10 protein-coding genes and 1 pseudogene are annotated in these 14,939 nt (G+C 68.8%); 4 read left to right on the top strand and 7 right to left on the bottom strand.

All coding sequences use genetic code 11. From position 1 onward, the window contains the following. Positions 1–514: 514 nt before the first annotated feature. Entirely contained in the window at positions 515–997 is a 483-nt protein-coding gene (locus FHS42_RS07180) for a CarD family transcriptional regulator (protein ID WP_050374646.1), read from the bottom strand. Positions 998–1,782: 785 nt separating this feature from the next. Here FHS42_RS07180 and FHS42_RS07175 point away from each other — a divergent pair. Next, positions 1,783–2,589, top strand: a complete 807-nt coding sequence (locus tag FHS42_RS07175) for a DUF461 domain-containing protein (protein WP_184569988.1) — start codon at positions 1,783–1,785, stop codon at positions 2,587–2,589. Positions 2,590–3,000: 411 nt separating this feature from the next. Here the strand turns inward: FHS42_RS07175 and phoP are convergent, their stop codons facing one another. Continuing rightward, complete coding sequence (gene phoP, locus FHS42_RS07170; protein WP_512700937.1) at positions 3,001–3,672, bottom strand: two-component system response regulator PhoP; 672 nt, start codon at positions 3,670–3,672, stop codon at positions 3,001–3,003. A 54-nt stretch (positions 3,673–3,726) separates the two neighbouring features. Beyond that, entirely contained in the window at positions 3,727–5,025 is a 1,299-nt protein-coding gene (phoR, locus tag FHS42_RS07165; RefSeq protein ID WP_184569984.1) for a two-component system sensor histidine kinase PhoR, read from the bottom strand. 276 nt (positions 5,026–5,301) lie between these two features. Between phoR and phoU the strand changes: the two genes are divergently transcribed. Then, positions 5,302–5,979, top strand: coding sequence for a phosphate signaling complex protein PhoU (gene phoU / locus FHS42_RS07160; protein ID WP_184569982.1), 678 nt, complete (start codon positions 5,302–5,304; stop codon positions 5,977–5,979). A gap of 1,279 nt (positions 5,980–7,258) precedes the next feature. On the opposite strand, the gene FHS42_RS07155 is transcribed toward phoU, so the two are convergent. Continuing rightward, positions 7,259–8,020, bottom strand: coding sequence for a phosphoglyceromutase (locus FHS42_RS07155; RefSeq protein WP_184569980.1), 762 nt, complete (start codon positions 8,018–8,020; stop codon positions 7,259–7,261). A gap of 291 nt (positions 8,021–8,311) precedes the next feature. Between FHS42_RS07155 and FHS42_RS07150 the strand changes: the two genes are divergently transcribed. Continuing rightward, entirely contained in the window at positions 8,312–9,679 is a 1,368-nt protein-coding gene (locus tag FHS42_RS07150) for an MDR family MFS transporter (protein ID WP_184569978.1), read from the top strand. A gap of 257 nt (positions 9,680–9,936) precedes the next feature. On the opposite strand, the pseudogene FHS42_RS07145 reads toward FHS42_RS07150, so the two are convergent. Both FHS42_RS07145 and FHS42_RS07140 read right to left on the bottom strand, forming a co-directional pair. Beyond that, positions 9,937–10,443 (bottom strand): annotated as a pseudogene (locus FHS42_RS07145) (type III secretion system chaperone family protein); the annotation flags it as partial. Next, positions 10,436–12,013, bottom strand: a complete 1,578-nt coding sequence (locus FHS42_RS07140) for a glycosyltransferase (RefSeq protein WP_184569974.1) — start codon at positions 12,011–12,013, stop codon at positions 10,436–10,438. The pseudogene FHS42_RS07145 and the gene FHS42_RS07140, both read right to left, overlap by 8 nt. A gap of 177 nt (positions 12,014–12,190) precedes the next feature. On the opposite strand from FHS42_RS07140, the gene FHS42_RS07135 reads away from it, so the two are divergent. Continuing rightward, entirely contained in the window at positions 12,191–12,994 is an 804-nt protein-coding gene (locus FHS42_RS07135) for a class I SAM-dependent methyltransferase (RefSeq protein ID WP_184569972.1), read from the top strand. Between the two features lie 549 nt (positions 12,995–13,543). Here the strand turns inward: FHS42_RS07135 and FHS42_RS07130 are convergent. Further along, positions 13,544–14,935 carry an NsdA family TPR-like regulatory protein gene (locus tag FHS42_RS07130; protein ID WP_184569970.1) on the bottom strand — a complete coding sequence of 464 codons (1,392 nt, stop codon included), beginning with the start codon at positions 14,933–14,935 and terminating at the stop codon, positions 13,544–13,546. Positions 14,936–14,939: the final 4 nt, after the last annotated feature.

The raw sequence follows: 14,939 nt of genomic DNA, 5'->3' as shown, positions 1-14,939 counted from the left end.
CCAATCGCTGCACACCGTGATGTAACAGCACGCAGTGCGTCGAAGCGAAGCGCAAGAACTTGCCAGTTGCCCGCCCCCCACCACCGCCTGACCGCGCAGGTCTCACGGCTCGGGTCGGTGCATCCGCATGCGTATCCGTCCAGGCGTGCTCATACGGTGCCGTGCACGACCAGCACTACGGATCACATACCGAATCGAGCGAGCAGCCTGGTCAGCGCGTCAGGCCCCGCATCCGCGCGGATGACGGTATGTCCATAACAGCCCACCCCAGGGCGCGAGCGAGCCGCCAGCGCGGTGGCTATGCCGCATCGCCACTGCCACTCCACACACGCCACTACAGGCGTCGCCCCACGGGCATCAGGCAATGCCCGCCGTCACAGATGCCGCAGCGCCCGGCGGCAGGGACCGCGTCATCGGGACGCGACCGCCACTCGGGCACTGCGGCATGTGTACGTCCGTCAGAACGTCAGGGCCAACGACAACGGTCCCGTGTTCATGGGTCCGCGAAAATACTTCAGGAGGCGAGGACTTCGTCGAGCAGGGCCTCTGCCTTGTCTTCGTTGGTGTTTTCCGCGAGGGCGAGCTCGCTCACCAAAATCTGCCGAGCCTTGGCGAGCATCCGCTTTTCTCCGGCGGAAAGGCCGCGCTCACGCTCACGACGCCACAGGTCACGCACAACCTCGGCGACCTTGATCACATCGCCGGACGCGAGCTTCTCCAGGTTTGCCTTGTAACGACGGGACCAGTTCGTAGGCTCTTCGGCATACGGTGCGCGCAGCACCTCGAAGACCCGCTCCAGCCCGTCTTGGCCGACCACATCGCGTACACCGACGAACTCCGCATTGTCCGCTGGCACACGAACCGTCAAGTCGCCTTGAGCGACCTTCAGCACCAAGTAGGTCTTGTCCACGCCTTTGATCTGGCGAGTTTCGATAGCCTCGATCAGCGCGGCCCCGTGATGGGGATAGACCACGGTGTCGCCAACCTTGAACGTCATGTGACAGGTACCCCTTCCGTGGCTATCCAGAGTAACACGGGAACGTCCCGTTCTGAATGGCGTTTTCGCAGGTCAGGGCATATCTCAGGGCTTGACAACAGCACTCGGAACGTGCTTCGAGCGCCCTCTGGAAGTAGGAATTCGCAGGTGGGAGCCACTGTTCGGGCAAGGCGAAACGTGCACGTTACCTACCCCGACAACCCCGCGCGACCGACCGTACGTCCCGGTTTGCCGGAGTCCAGGCGTGCGAGTTCCGCTACTCCGTTCGGGCCCGCCGTGGCCACTCCGGACCGTTTTCGCGAATTGATCAGGCCAGAGTTGATCACCTTCGTGATCAATTCACGAGGCCGTACGGATCGCGTGCATTCCTCGCCGATATTTGCCCGCACCGGCATCGGCCGATATTCGTCGAAGAGCGCGCGGTAGCGATTGCGAGCGGCTCACCAGGTACGTGTTCAGACACTGTTCACGGGCGTGTTCGCCGAACGGGGGCCGCGCGGAGGGCTGCGGGCTGGTGGCGCGCCCCGCGTAACCCCCGTACAGCCCCGTACAGCCCCGTACAGCACTGCGCAGCCCCACAGCGCGACGCAGCCACAGCGCCGCGGCGCTGTGGAGCCGCGTCGGAGATGGGTCGGAGGCGGGTCGGGTGCGTGCTCTCGACGGCGGGTCGGTAACCTAAGCGCGCTGATAGATCCTTTGCGGGCAGCCCACCGCCGCCCTTGCCGTCCCTTGCGACCGGGCAGACCGTTCGGCCGCCGAAGCTCGTTCTAGGAGATGCCGCCGCCGTGAGCAGCAGCCTTCGACGCGGCGTCCTCGCCGCCACCGCCCTCGCGCTCTCGATCGCCCCACTCTCCGCCTGTGCGGCCGGGAACGACTCGCAGACGATGAAGGTCAAGCCGGACAACGCCGCGAAGACCGTTGGCCACATCAAGATTCAGAACGCTACGGTCATCACTCCGCCGGAGCTGGACGACGAGGGCCCCGCCGCCCTCACCGCCAAGATCTTCAACGAGGGTTCCTCCGACCAGGTGCTGAACGCCATCCGGATCGAGGGCAAGAACACCGAGGTCAAGCTCGCCCCGGCCAAGGGGTCGAAGACCGTTGTCGTCCCGAAGGGCGGCTCGTTGACCCTGGGGGGTAAGGGCAACGCGTCCGCCGAGATCGTCGGTGGCCACGAGGCGGCCAAGCTGGGTGACGCCCAGAGGGTCGTCTTCGATTTCAGCAAGACAGGTGACGTGGAGATGCGCGCCTTCGTCGTCCCGGCCAAGGGCGAGTACGCACAGTGGGGCCCGAGCCCCAAGCCGAGCCCGACCGCCAAGCCCGACAAGTCTGGCAAGCCGGATAAGTCTGGCAAGCCGTCGGACAACCCTGGGGACAATCCTTCCGACAAGCAGTCGTCCTCCGTGGACGGGCCCCCCGACGCGTCCGACGAAGGCGACGAGACGCCCGCCGGCGGCTCCCCGACCACGTCGGGCGCGGAGACTGGCACGGGTGGCGGCGGCAACGCCGCTAACGCTGACAACACCGATAACACAGCCAACGCCAACAACACAGGCGAGCAGGGCGGCGAGCCCGTCCCGCCGGGCCACTGAGCCGTGGGGCTCCGGTAGGGGCCCCAGCCAGTAGGGAGCCCTCGCCTGTGCCAGCAGGCCGGGGCTCCTCGCCGTAGAAGAGGCTCTTGCCGGTCGAGGTAGGCCGAGCTGGGGCCAGCAGCCGCCGCAGCACCCCGGCTAGGGCTCGGCACCGGTTAGCGGCCGAGGCGGGCCGAGCCGATCCCGTACGCCACTGAGGCCGGCACCAACCGGCTCCGGCGTAGACCCGCTCCCGCGGAGAACGAATCCAGCAGCTTCCCTTCACGCGACCGCACGCTGTCACCGCCCGCTGCCGGGGGTTCATCACCGCATACGCCGCGAGGGCGATCCCCGATCGTCGGGGGTCGCCCTCGCGGCGTAGAGCTGGGCGGGGCCCCTGGGTGCGGCGTGGCTGCGGGGCTGCGGGATGGCTTACGGCTCGAACTTGTAGCCGAGGCCACGCACCGTCACGAGGTAACGGGGCGCTCCCGGGTCGGGCTCGATCTTGGCGCGCAGCCGCTTCACGTGAACGTCGAGCGTCTTGGTGTCGCCCACGTAGTCGGCGCCCCAGACGCGGTCGATGAGCTGCATGCGGGTCAGCACCCGGCCCGCATTGCGCAGCAGCATCTCCAGCAGGTCGAACTCCTTGAGCGGCAGCTCCACCTTGCCGCCGGAGACGGTGACCACGTGCCGGTCCACGTCCATCCGTACCGGGCCCGCCTCCAGGGCGGCCGGGGCGACCTCCTCCGGCTCGCCACGGCGGCGGAGCACCGCGCGGATGCGGGCCACCAGTTCCCGCGACGAGAACGGCTTGGTCACATAGTCGTCGGCTCCTATTTCCAGGCCGACCACCTTGTCGATCTCGCTGTCCTTGGCGGTCACCATGATGACCGGGACGTTGGAGCGCCCGCGCAACTGGCGACAGACCTCCGTGCCGGGCAGACCGGGCAGCATCAGGTCGAGCAGCACCAAATCGGCACCGTTGCGCTCGAACTCGTCCAACCCTTCCGGGCCCGTTGTCGCGATGGCGACCTCAAAACCCTCCTTGCGGAGCATGTACGACAAAGCGTCGCTGAACGATTCCTCGTCCTCGACAACGAGCACTCGGGTCACGGAAGGACCTCCGGGGCGAACTCAGGGGCGCGAAGCGCCTTCCAGCTACGGGTGGTGGGCGACGGGAGGGGGTTCATTGGTGAAGGTCTCATAGGAACGGTCGGGGTCCTCGTCGTCGAGGTCGTCCGGCTCAATCAAGGAGTTGCCGCCCTTGCGCCGTCCGGAGGCGGCAGCGGCCTCGACTCGGTCGCGTACGCCACCGGCTTCCGGGAGCTTGAGGGTGAAGGTGGAGCCCTGGCCCTCAGCGCTCCACACCGTGACCTCCCCGCCGTGCGAGGCGGCCACATGCTTGACGATGGCGAGGCCGAGGCCGGTCCCGCCGGTGGCGCGCGAGCGCGCCGGGTCCACTCGGTAGAACCTCTCGAAGATCCGTTCGCGGTCCTTCTCGGAAATGCCGATGCCCTGGTCGGTGATGGACACCTCGATGAGATCGCCGCCGGGTGCCGCGATCCGCCGAGCAGCGATGCCGACACGGGTACGTGCCGGGCTGTAGTTCACCGCGTTTTCCACGAGGTTGCCAAGGGCTGCGGCAAGCTGACCTCGATTTCCCCAGACATGCAGTTCGGCGGTGCCGCCGGCGGCCATGGTGATCTGCTTGGTGCCCGCCTGGTGGCGGCAGCGGTCGATCGCCTCGGCGACGAGTTCGTCCACCCGGACCGGCTCGGCGTCCTCCAGCGGGTCGTCGTTCTGCACCCGGGAGAGATCGATCAGCTCCTGGACGAGGCTGGTCAGCCGGGTGGCCTCGATCTGCATCCGGCCCGCGAAGCGGGTGACGGCCTCCGGGTCCTCCGAGGCGTCCATCACGGCCTCGGAGAGCAGCGACAGGGCGCCGACTGGAGTCTTGAGCTCATGGCTGACGTTGGCGACGAAGTCACGCCGTACGGCCTCGATGCGGCGGGCCTCGGTGAGGTCCTCGACCAGGAGCAACACCAGGCGGGAGCCGAGCGGGGCGACCCGCGCGGACACCGCCAGGGCCTCGCCCCGGCCCGTACCGCGGCGTGGCAGATCGAGCTCCACTTGGCGTATCTCACCGTCGCGGCGGGTGTCACGAGCCATGAGCAGCATCGGTTCGACCGCGAGCTTTCCGCCGCGCACCAGACCGAGTGCGTACGCCGCCGAGCTGGCCTTGACCACCGCATCTTCCTCGTCGAGGACGACCGCGGATGACCGCAGTACGGAAAGCACGGTGTCCACACCGGGCGGCAGCACAGCGTCGGTGTGGAGTGAGGAGCGCGTGGGCTTCGCCTGGTCGCGCTCACTCCAGCGGAACGCCAGCATGGCGATGACACCGGTACAGAGCCCGGCGATCGCTGCCACTGCGGCGATTGCCGCGTCCACGTTCATGTCTCCAGGTTAGGCGCCTGTCGAGACCCCTCCACAGCCGAATGGGGGTCACCGCGATCAGACGTTACCGAGAGTTCACCGTGGAGCCTTGATTGGTTCACTATCGACGCCCGAGGCCGTTCTGCTCGACACCGCCCGGACCATGGGGGTTGCCGAGAGTTCACCCGCAGGTCGGGACGGGTTTACTCGAGAGGCCGGAACCGGACGCGTTTCGGCCACACCGTGGGAACGTGGGGCTGACAGCCCTACGGGACCCCCAGCGAGAGAAGGTCAGTGATGCGGGACGCGTACCACGAGGAGCTTGATTCGATCGGTGAAGGATTGGTCGAGATGGCCCGGCTCGTCGGCTCGGCCATCGGCCGGGCCACCACGGCGATGCTCGACGCTGACCTCAAGCTCGCGGAGAGCGTTATCGCCGCCGACGCGAAGGTTGACGACCTCCACCACGACCTTGAGGCGCGAGCGATAGCTCTGCTCGCGCGTCAGCAGCCGGTCGCCACCGATCTGCGGATCGTGGTGACCAGCTTGCGGATGAGTGCCGACCTGGAGCGCGCGGGCGACCTCGCGCAGCACGTCGCGAAGCTCGCCCGGCTGCGTTTCCCGGAGTCGCCGGTGCCCCGGGATCTGGCCGCCACCATCTTGGAGATGGGCCAGCTCGCACAGCGCCTGATGGCCAAGGCCGCCGAGGTGATCATTACCAAGGATGTGGACCTGGCGCTCCAGCTTGAGCAGGACGACGACGCCATAGACATGCTGCACCGCACGCTCTTCCAGCACCTGATGGACGACCGCTGGAAGCACGGCATCGAGACGGCCGTGGACGTGACCCTGCTCGGCCGCTACTACGAGCGCTTCGCGGATCACGCGGTGTCCGTGGCCAAGCGCGTGGTGTACCTGGTCACCGGCGAGCACGCGGACGAGCTGACGCCGGCAACGTCGGTGGACGGGGAGTAAGAGCGCGGGGGCGCCGCAGTGGCGCGGGAGCACCTAGAGGGCCGGGGGCGCCCTGGAGAGTGGGGGGTGCAGGGGCGCTCTGGAAAGCTGGGGGGCCGCAGTGGTACTTGGAGAGCGGGGCGCAGGGGCGCTGCTTTCGTCGTGTCATAAGGGGGCGTACGCGCTTTAGCGGCGTACCGACGGTGATGCGCCTATGCGCCGGTTACACGCCGTTCCGTACCTCGCCCCCTGGGGGGTCCACTGGAGGTCCTGCGGTACGCCTCCGAGGAGGAATTCCATGCCAGAGACGCCGAACCCGACACCGACGGAACAGCCGACCGTCCCGACTCCGGCCCGCCCGGTGCTCGGAAACTGCGGGTGTGGCTCCAGTTGCCAGTGCGGCTGCCAGTCCGGCGGCCCGTGCAGTTGCTCCGGCGGTTGCAGCTAACGGCTAACGACTAGCACCGAACCGAAGGCCACCACCTGCGCCACGGCCCCGACCGACACCCGGCCCCACAGCGTCCGGCACCCGGTCGGGGCCTTTGCCGTGGCGGGGCGGGTGGCGGGGCGGTTTTGAGGAGTGTGGTTGGGGGCGCGAGGGGGTGTGCGGAACGGTGCGGGTGGGGTGGCGTGGTCAGCAGCATTGCCGCTTGGACGCCGTGCAATCAACCATCTGTCGGAACTCTCAGACGTGCTTGCGTCCACGGGCACCAGTGTCACGCTCACCTGGCAGTCCCAGGTGACAGAGCACCGTGTTTCGCGCCTCACCACAGCGAGCGCGGCTAACTGCCGCAAGGCGCTGGAATCAGCCCAGGTCGAAGACAGCAGCGATCGGCTGACCGGGACCGTAGTCGGAGGCAGCAAACTGCGGGGCGTCATTGAGCTAGAGATGGCTGATGGGCGCGTCGTCGTTATTCGCACGGAGAAGAATGACGTGCCCCCGCTTATCGCCACGTATGCACAGCGGCAGGTAATCGCGGACGTACATACCCTTACGGCCCGGTCCCCCGGCGGGCGAGAGCATCGCAGCCATCTTCTCTTGGAGTTGTCCTCCGCTGAGCCAGACTCAGCGAGTTAGGCCACACCCCAGCGGACCAGTGCGACGTGTCTGGCCCTAGCAGTTCCGCGCTAGCTGTATTTACTCGCAGCGACCTCGACGGCCGATGAGTTGGGCGTGAGCGTTGACTGGGCACGTCGGCGGGGCACGTCGGCGCATTGTTGGTGCCCGCGCTCAGGGCCGGTTCGGCGAACGGCCCCCCGCCTGAGGGAAAACGCAGGTGGAGGGCCGTTCGAGCGAGGGTTACTTCTTCTTGCCCTGGTTCTTGACCGCCTCGATGGCGGCCTTCGCGGCCTGCGGGTCGAGGTAGGTGCCGCCGGGGTTGAGGGGGCGGAAGTCGGCGTCCAACTCGTAGGAGAGGGGGATGCCGGTGGGGATGTTCAGGCCCGCGATGTCCGTGTCGGAGATGCCGTCCAGGTGCTTGACCAGGGCGCGGAGGCTGTTGCCGTGGGCGGCCACCAGGACGGTGCGGCCGGTCAGGAGGTCGGGGAGGATGCCGTCGTACCAGTACGGCATCATGCGGATGACGACGTCCTTCAGGCACTCGGTGCGCGGGCGCAGCTCGCTCGGGATGTCGGCGTAGCGCGGGTCGCCGCTCTGCGAGAACTCGGCGCCGTCCTCCAGTGGGGGCGGCGGGGTGTCGTACGAGCGGCGCCACAGCATGAACTGCTCCTCGCCGAACTCGGCGAGGGTCTGGGCCTTGTCCTTGCCTTGGAGCGCGCCGTAGTGCCGCTCGTTCAGTCGCCAGGAGCGGTGCACGGGAATCCAGAGCCGATCGGCGGTCTCCAGGGCGAGCTGCGCGGTGCGGATCGCGCGCTTTTGGAGCGAGGTGTGGACCACGTCGGGCAGCAGGTCGGCATCCTTCAGCAGCTCGCCGCCGCGGATCGCCTCCTTCTCGCCCTTGTCGGTGAGGTTGACGTCCACCCAGCCGGTGAACAGGTTCTTCGCGTTCCACTCGCTCTCGCCGTGGCGGAGGAGGATCAGCTTGTACGGTGCGTCGGCCATGCCCCCGAGCGTAATAGACCGCCGGCGGCTGCCGGCCCGCCGCCCGGGCCGCTGTTCGGGCCGCCGTTCTGCCTGCGCATCGGGCACCGGTCGGGGCAACGGTGGGGACGCCGATGGACCGACGCAAGACGCCCGTACGAGCAGTCGGAGCACCAGCCGTTTAGGCGCGTGACCAGCGCAACAGTTGACGGTTTCCGCCAAATGACTAGCAGCCCGGAACCGTCGAGACGTAATCTACACATGCCGCTAGAGACTCTTACATGGGTCGTTCGCATATCCCGGGGGAAAGCCATGTCCGTTGCCACGATGAGACGGGCCGTGCGCGAGAGCGTGTCGGGATTGCCCCGGGAGTTTTGGTGGCTGTGGACCAGCACCCTGGTGAACCGGCTCGGCGGCTTCGTCGCCACGTTCATGGCTCTGTATCTGACCCTGGAGCGCGGCTACTCGGCCACCTTCGCCGGTCTGGTCGCCGCCCTGCACGGGCTTGGCTCCGTGGTGTCCTCGCTGGGCGCCGGTGTGATGGCCGACCGGCTCGGACGACGGCCCACCATGCTGATCGCGCAGTTGTCAACCGCCGTGTCAATAGCCGTACTTGGCTTCATGACACATCCGATCGCCATCGCGGCGGTGGCCTTTGTCGTAGGCATGGCCAGCAACGCCTCGCGCCCCGCCGTGCAGGCCATGATGGCCGACATCGTGCGTCCCGAAGATCGCGTACGGGCCTTCGCACTCAACTACTGGGCCATCAACCTAGGCTTCGCCTTCTCCGCCATGGGCGCAGGCTTCATCGCCGAGTACAGCTACCGAGCCGGCTTCATCGGCGAGGCCGTGATGACTCTGATCTGCGCGATCGTGGTGTTCATGAAGCTGCCCGAGTCCAAGCCGGTGCGGGTGTACGACGCCTCGGGCGCGGCGGCCGAGCCAGAGCCCGGGCTCGGCGCGGTCCTGCGCGACGGCCGCTTCATGGGCGTCGTCGGACTGTCCTTCCTGCTCGCGCTGATCTTCCAACAGGGTTACGTGGCGCTGCCGGTGGCCATGGGCGCGGACGGCTTCTCCAGCGCGGACTTCGGCATCGCGATCGGCGTCAACGGCCTACTGATCGTGGCCCTACAGATTCCGGTCACCCGATACATCGAACACCGCGATCCACAACGGCTGTTGATCATCTCCGCGCTGCTCGCCGGGTACGGCTTCGGGCTCACCGCGTTCGCCGGGTCGCTGGGCGTGTACGCACTGACCGTCTGCGTCTGGACGCTCGCCGAAATAGTCAACTCCCCCACCCAGATGAGCCTGGTCGTCCGGCTGTCGCCAACTCACGGCCGGGGTCGCTACCAGGGCATGTACACGCTGTCATGGGCGCTGGCGGCGCTGACCGCCCCGCTGATGGCGGGTCACGTCATCGACCAGTACGGCGCCGAATGGCTGTGGGCCGGCTGCGCGCTGGTCGGCACGATCGCGGCGCTCGGGTACTGGCTGCTGATGCGCGGGCTTCCGACGTCCGATGTGTACATGGCAACAGCGGCGGCTCCGGAGGCGGGCCCTGCTGACGGTTCGCCGACCGCCGCGGAGGCTGAGGGCATGCTGGCCCCGGCCGCAACGTCGGCCCCTGCTGCCACACCGGCCTCGGTCACTCCGGCGGCTCCGGCGGCCGACGTCTGAGAGTTCCGCTCGTGGGGGCGTCGGTACGGCGCGCGCCCCCTCAACCGGCTCCGGACGGCGATGTTCCACATGGCCGTCGTACGGACGGAAGGACGGACGGTGGCCTTCCAGCCGCCTCACGGCCGCGGATCTTCCGCCTTCGGCTGGCCAGCCTCCGAGGCGTCCGGCTGGAGGGCGTCCGACTGGGGGCTGTCTGACTGGGGAATGTCCGGCTCGGGCGCATCCCGCTCGGGCGCATCCGGTGTGCGGCGTGATGGCTCGCCGGTCAGGTGGGCGAAGGCCGCGAGATTACGGGTCGGCTCGCCCCGCGCCGTGCGCCAGGCGTACTCCTTGCGGATCGCCGATGCGAAGCCGAGCTCAAGCAGGGTGTTGAAGCTGCCGTCTGCGTTTTCCAGGACCGTGCCCAGCAGGCGATCGAGCTCGTCCGGGGTGATCGCTGCCAGCGGGAGGCGGCCGACCAGGTAGATGTCACCGAGCTTGTCGATGGCGTAACTCACCCCGTACAGACGGGTGTTGCGCTCCAGGAGCCAGCGGTGCACCGCCGCGTCGTTCTCGTCGGGGTGCCGGACGACGAAGGCGTTGACGGATAGCGAGTGCTTGCCGACCCGTAGCGAGCAGGTGGTGGACAGCTTGCGGGTGCCGGGCAGCGTGACGACGTACGCGCCGTCGGATGCCCGTTCCCACGACAGCTCCGCATCGCGGAGAGTGCGCTCGATGACGGCTTCCGCGTCGTTGACCGGGCCGGCTTCCGCGTGGTTACCCATGCGTAGATCGTAGGCGACCGCGCCGCTCGTGCAGTGCCGCCCCGTAGACATCCGCCGTCGCGGCGGCGGCCGTGTCCCAGCCGAAGGACTGGGCGTGCCGGGCGGCGGACGCGCCCATCGTCGTCGCGAGGTTCGGGTCCGCGGCGAAGCGGCGCAGCGCCCGCGAGTAGTCGGCGGGATTGTGGCCGTCGATCAGGAATCCGCTGACGCCGTCCCGTACGGCGACGGGCAGACCCCCCACGGCCGCCGCGATCACCGGCGTACCGCACGCCTGCGCCTCGACCGCGACCAACCCGAACGACTCGCTGTACGAGGGCATGACCAGCACGGATGCCGCCCGATACCAGTCAGCGAGCTGGTCTTGGCCAACCGGCGGACGGAAGCGGACCAGGTCGGCGATGCCTAGGCGGGCGGCCAACTTCTGTAGGCCCTCCGGTTTGGCAAGGCCGCTTCCACTCGGGCCGCCGACGACCGGCAGCACGACGCGGTCGCGGAGCGACGGCTGTTCGGTGAGCAGATGGGCCACGGCCCGAAGTACGACGTCAGGGGCCTTGAGGGGCTGGATGCGGCCGGCGAACAGCGGGATCAGCGCGTGCTGCGGCAGCCCGAGCCGGGCCCGGGCGGCGGCCCGGCTGGCAGCCACGGCGGCGAGGCTCAGGTCCGGCGGGGGCAGCGCGCTGGACGGGCCCGGTGGGACCAGCGAGGAGGGTTGCGGCAGCGTGCGTGGGCGGGACAGCCGGGCGGAGGAAACGCGGCTGGCCCCGGTCCCACCCGTCCGAACCTCGGGCACCAGGTCGGGCGAGGCCGCGTCCGGGGCGGTGAGGGTGTGGGGCGGGGCCGGGCGGAAGCGATCGAGGTTGACGCCAGGGTGGACCACGGCGACCTTGTCCGGGTCCGACTCGTAGTGCCGTATCAGCTCGCCCGCCTCCTCGGCGGTATTCGCGATGAGCCGGTCGGCGGCCCGTACGATCTGCGTTTCGCCGATGACTCGGGCGGCGGGTTCGGGGGTGTCGCCGGCGGCGAGGGCGGCGTTCTTGACCTTGGCCATGGTGTGCATCGCGTGCACGAGGGGCGTGCCCCAGCGTTCGGCGGCGAGCCAGCCGACGTGGCCGGAGAGCCAGTAGTGGGAGTGCACCAGGTCGTAATAGCCGGGGCGCTGGCCCGCCCAAGCCTGCATCACGCCGTGGGTGAAGGCGCACAGCTGCGCGGGCAGCTCTTCCTTGGCAAGACCCTCGTACGGGCCCGCGTCCACATGGCGTACGAGAACGCCGGGGGCCAGTTCGACGGCGGGCGGGAGGGCGCCGGTGGTGGCCCGGGTGAAGATCTCCACCTCGATATTGATCGCCGCCAGCCGCTTGGCCAATTCGACGATGTACACGTTCATGCCGCCCGCATCGCCGGTGCCCGGCTGGTGGAGCGGCGAGGTGTGGACGCTGAGCATCGCGATCCGGCGCGGCATGGCGCGCCCCAGTGTTCGCGGTCGCCGGGCCGCCGCCGCCCTGCCCAATAGGCCACCGCGTGGCTTGGGGAACGGTGACCGGGAGCCTTGCCGGGATACGTGCTGACTCACCGCGCGTGGCCTCCTTAGACGGCGTGAGGTCCTCCGCAGGAGTGCAACAGCGGAATGTGTGGCTCCCATTTCCGCTTTGCCAAGATGTTACGTGCGGACTTTCTCGAAGGCGCCTACCGGCGCCTACCGCGGTGGCCCACGCCACGGTCCGGCGCGGCGGTAGATAGGCTCAGGCCCATGCCGCCCCGTACCCCGCACCGCCCTTTGGGGACGGTCACCCGGGGCACCACCAACCCCAATCGGCTACGGCGCATGGACCGCTGGATCGTGGCCATCCATGGGCGGGAGCTGCGGCGTACGGATGATCCGGTGGCGGTTGACCTGGGCTATGGGGCCGCGCCGTGGACCGCCGTGGAGTTGCTGAGTCGGTTGCGTACGGTCCGGACAGACGCCGAGGTGGTGGGCGTCGAGATCGACCCGGCGCGGGTGGCAGCGGCCAGACCGTACGAACGGGCGGGGCTGCGCTTCGCACACGGCGGGTTCGAGGTCCCGCTGCCCGGCGCCGATGGGCGGGCGCCGGTGCTGATCCGAGCGGCGAACGTGCTGCGGCAGTACGAGGAGGCCGAGGTCGCGGCCGTGTGGGCGCGGTTGTGCGCACGGCTGGCGCCCGGTGGGCTGCTCGTGGAGGGGACCTGCGATGAGATCGGGCGACGCCACGTCTGGGTGGCGCTCGGCCCCACCGGTCCTCACACGATCACCTTCGCAACCCGGCTCGCATCCCTACAACGCCCCTCTGACCTGGCAGAACGGCTCCCAAAGGCACTGATTCACCGCAATGTCCCGGGCGAACCCGTGCACGCCTTCCTCCGCGACTTCGACCGCGCGTGGGCGGCAATGGCACCGTACGGAGCGCTGAGCGCGCGGCAGCGATGGCTACGTTCCGTACGCCTACTCGCCACCGACTGGCCCCTCACCGATGGCCCCACCCGCTGGCGACAGGGCGAGATCACGGTCCGCTGGGAGGCACTGGCGCCGGGGTGATGCCGGGGGGCGGGGCTGGTGGCGGGGGCGGCCGGCGGAGGGGGTGGCCGGGTGGCGGGTTCGCCGGGAGTTTTCCGCAGCTGGTGAAGGAGCTTGAACTCGACGACGCGGCTATCGCCGAACTCACCGGAGGTCAGCGCGATGTCTTCGTCGCGGCATGCGCCGACCCCCTCTCGGGCCAGCACGGCCCGGCAAGCACACCTTGCCCCGCTCGACCCTGGGTCTGCCTCTTGTGTCCGTTCGCCGTCTTCGCACCGCGTCATAAGTGTTCGCGAGGACCGGGACCACCTCGAAGCCGCCGTGCAACGCGGGCTCGGCCAGCAGGCCGACCAGGCCGGAGCCGCCGACCTCATCGCCCGTATCAACGAGCTGACGACCAGCTCCGGCAGCGCGAAGAGACCCTGACCGCGGTGCTAGCCGAGCGCGACCACCTGCGGACCGCCAGCCGAGTCGCAGGACGGTGTCATCGCGGGCCGCGCCGCGCTGCGGAACATGATGCGGGACACCAACCGGACAGCCTGACAGCCGCCGCAGGTTTCGGATTCCCACTCAGGCGGCGACGCCGAGTTCGGTGCGGGTGCGGCGGATGAAGTCACGGACGGCCGGTTCGCGCCGCCAGGGCGCGAGGGCGGTGGTGAACTCGCGCACGTAGTCCTTGGCCCGGCTCGACTGGACACGGGCGAGGATGTCAACGCTGCGGTTGCCCAGCTCCAAACCATGATCCAGGTTTCTGGCCTGGAGGTGGGCGGTTCCGACGATGGCGAGTCGCATGCCGACGGAACGGGTGAACACCCCGGTCGGCATCGCGGTGGCCTGCTGGTTCCAGGCCAGGGCGGCCTTGGGGTTCTTCAGGTCGCGGAAGACCTCGGCGGCATCCGCGGAGAGGCGGGCATGGTGATAGAAGTCGATCCACGCGGGCTCGTCACCGCTGTCGTCCTTCGCCTGACCCAGGATGTCCTCGGAGGCTTTCAGGGCCCGTGAGGCGGCCCTGGGGTCGTTCTCGCGGGCGTGAGCGCGGGCCTCGATCAGCTTGGTGAACGCCAGCACCCTCGGGACGGCATGGCCCTTCGCCCGGTTGAAGGCACCTTGGACCATATCGACGGCCTCGGACGCAAACCCGCGCATCAGGGTCTGCATGGCCATGGTGGTCAGCACATAGCAGCCCAGCTGCACGTCACCGCCTGCCCGGGCGAGGCGGAGGGCTTGGATGAAGTGCCGCTGGGCGGCGTCGTGCTCGCCAACGTCGAACGCCGTCCACCCGGCCAACCTCGACAACTCAGCAGTCACGCTGAAGAGTTCGCGGCCGATGCCGTCGGAGAAACTGCCCCGCAGAAGCGGGCCCGCACGGTGGTCGAGGCAGTCGGTGACGGAGTTCGCCTTCCAGTTCCCACCGCCGTATTTGGAGTCCCACCGCCTCGCGTCGTCGGCCGCGTCACGCAGCTCGTCGAGGTCGGCCCGCCCGACCTGCTTCCCGCCAGCGTGGTCGGCGGTCTCGTCGGCGGGGGTGACGAGCCATCTGGTGACGGGGGTGGTGAAGGCGGACGCGGCGAAGCCGGAGCCGGCCAGGAAATCTCGGCGGTTCACGGAGCTCCAGAACGAAGTGGCGACGCGGACGGCGTCGGCGGGGTCTCGCGGAAAATCCAACCCCACATTCGCGTCGATTGTCTCCGCCTCGCCCATACCGATCTCGCCGAGGTTGACGGGCCGGCCGAGCCTCTCGCTGATGGCCTGCGACAACAGCTTGGGGACCGGCCATTTCGGTGTCATCCCCCGCTTGCACCAGTTCGCCACGGACGTGTGCGAATAGTCAGTCTCTATCCCGGCAGCGTGTGCGAGTTGGTTGACGCGCAGCGCCAGGGATTTGTGGCTCGCTCCGCTGGCTTCGATGAGCCGGGCCAGGTCCGCATTGGGCGGATGGGTCCGGCGAGTGGTCGATGCCACGACT

It is taken from the genome of Streptomyces zagrosensis (assembly GCF_014203645.1).
Classification (GTDB): domain Bacteria; phylum Actinomycetota; class Actinomycetes; order Streptomycetales; family Streptomycetaceae; genus Streptomyces; species Streptomyces zagrosensis.
This window is presented reverse-complemented; position numbering and strand designations above follow the sequence as displayed.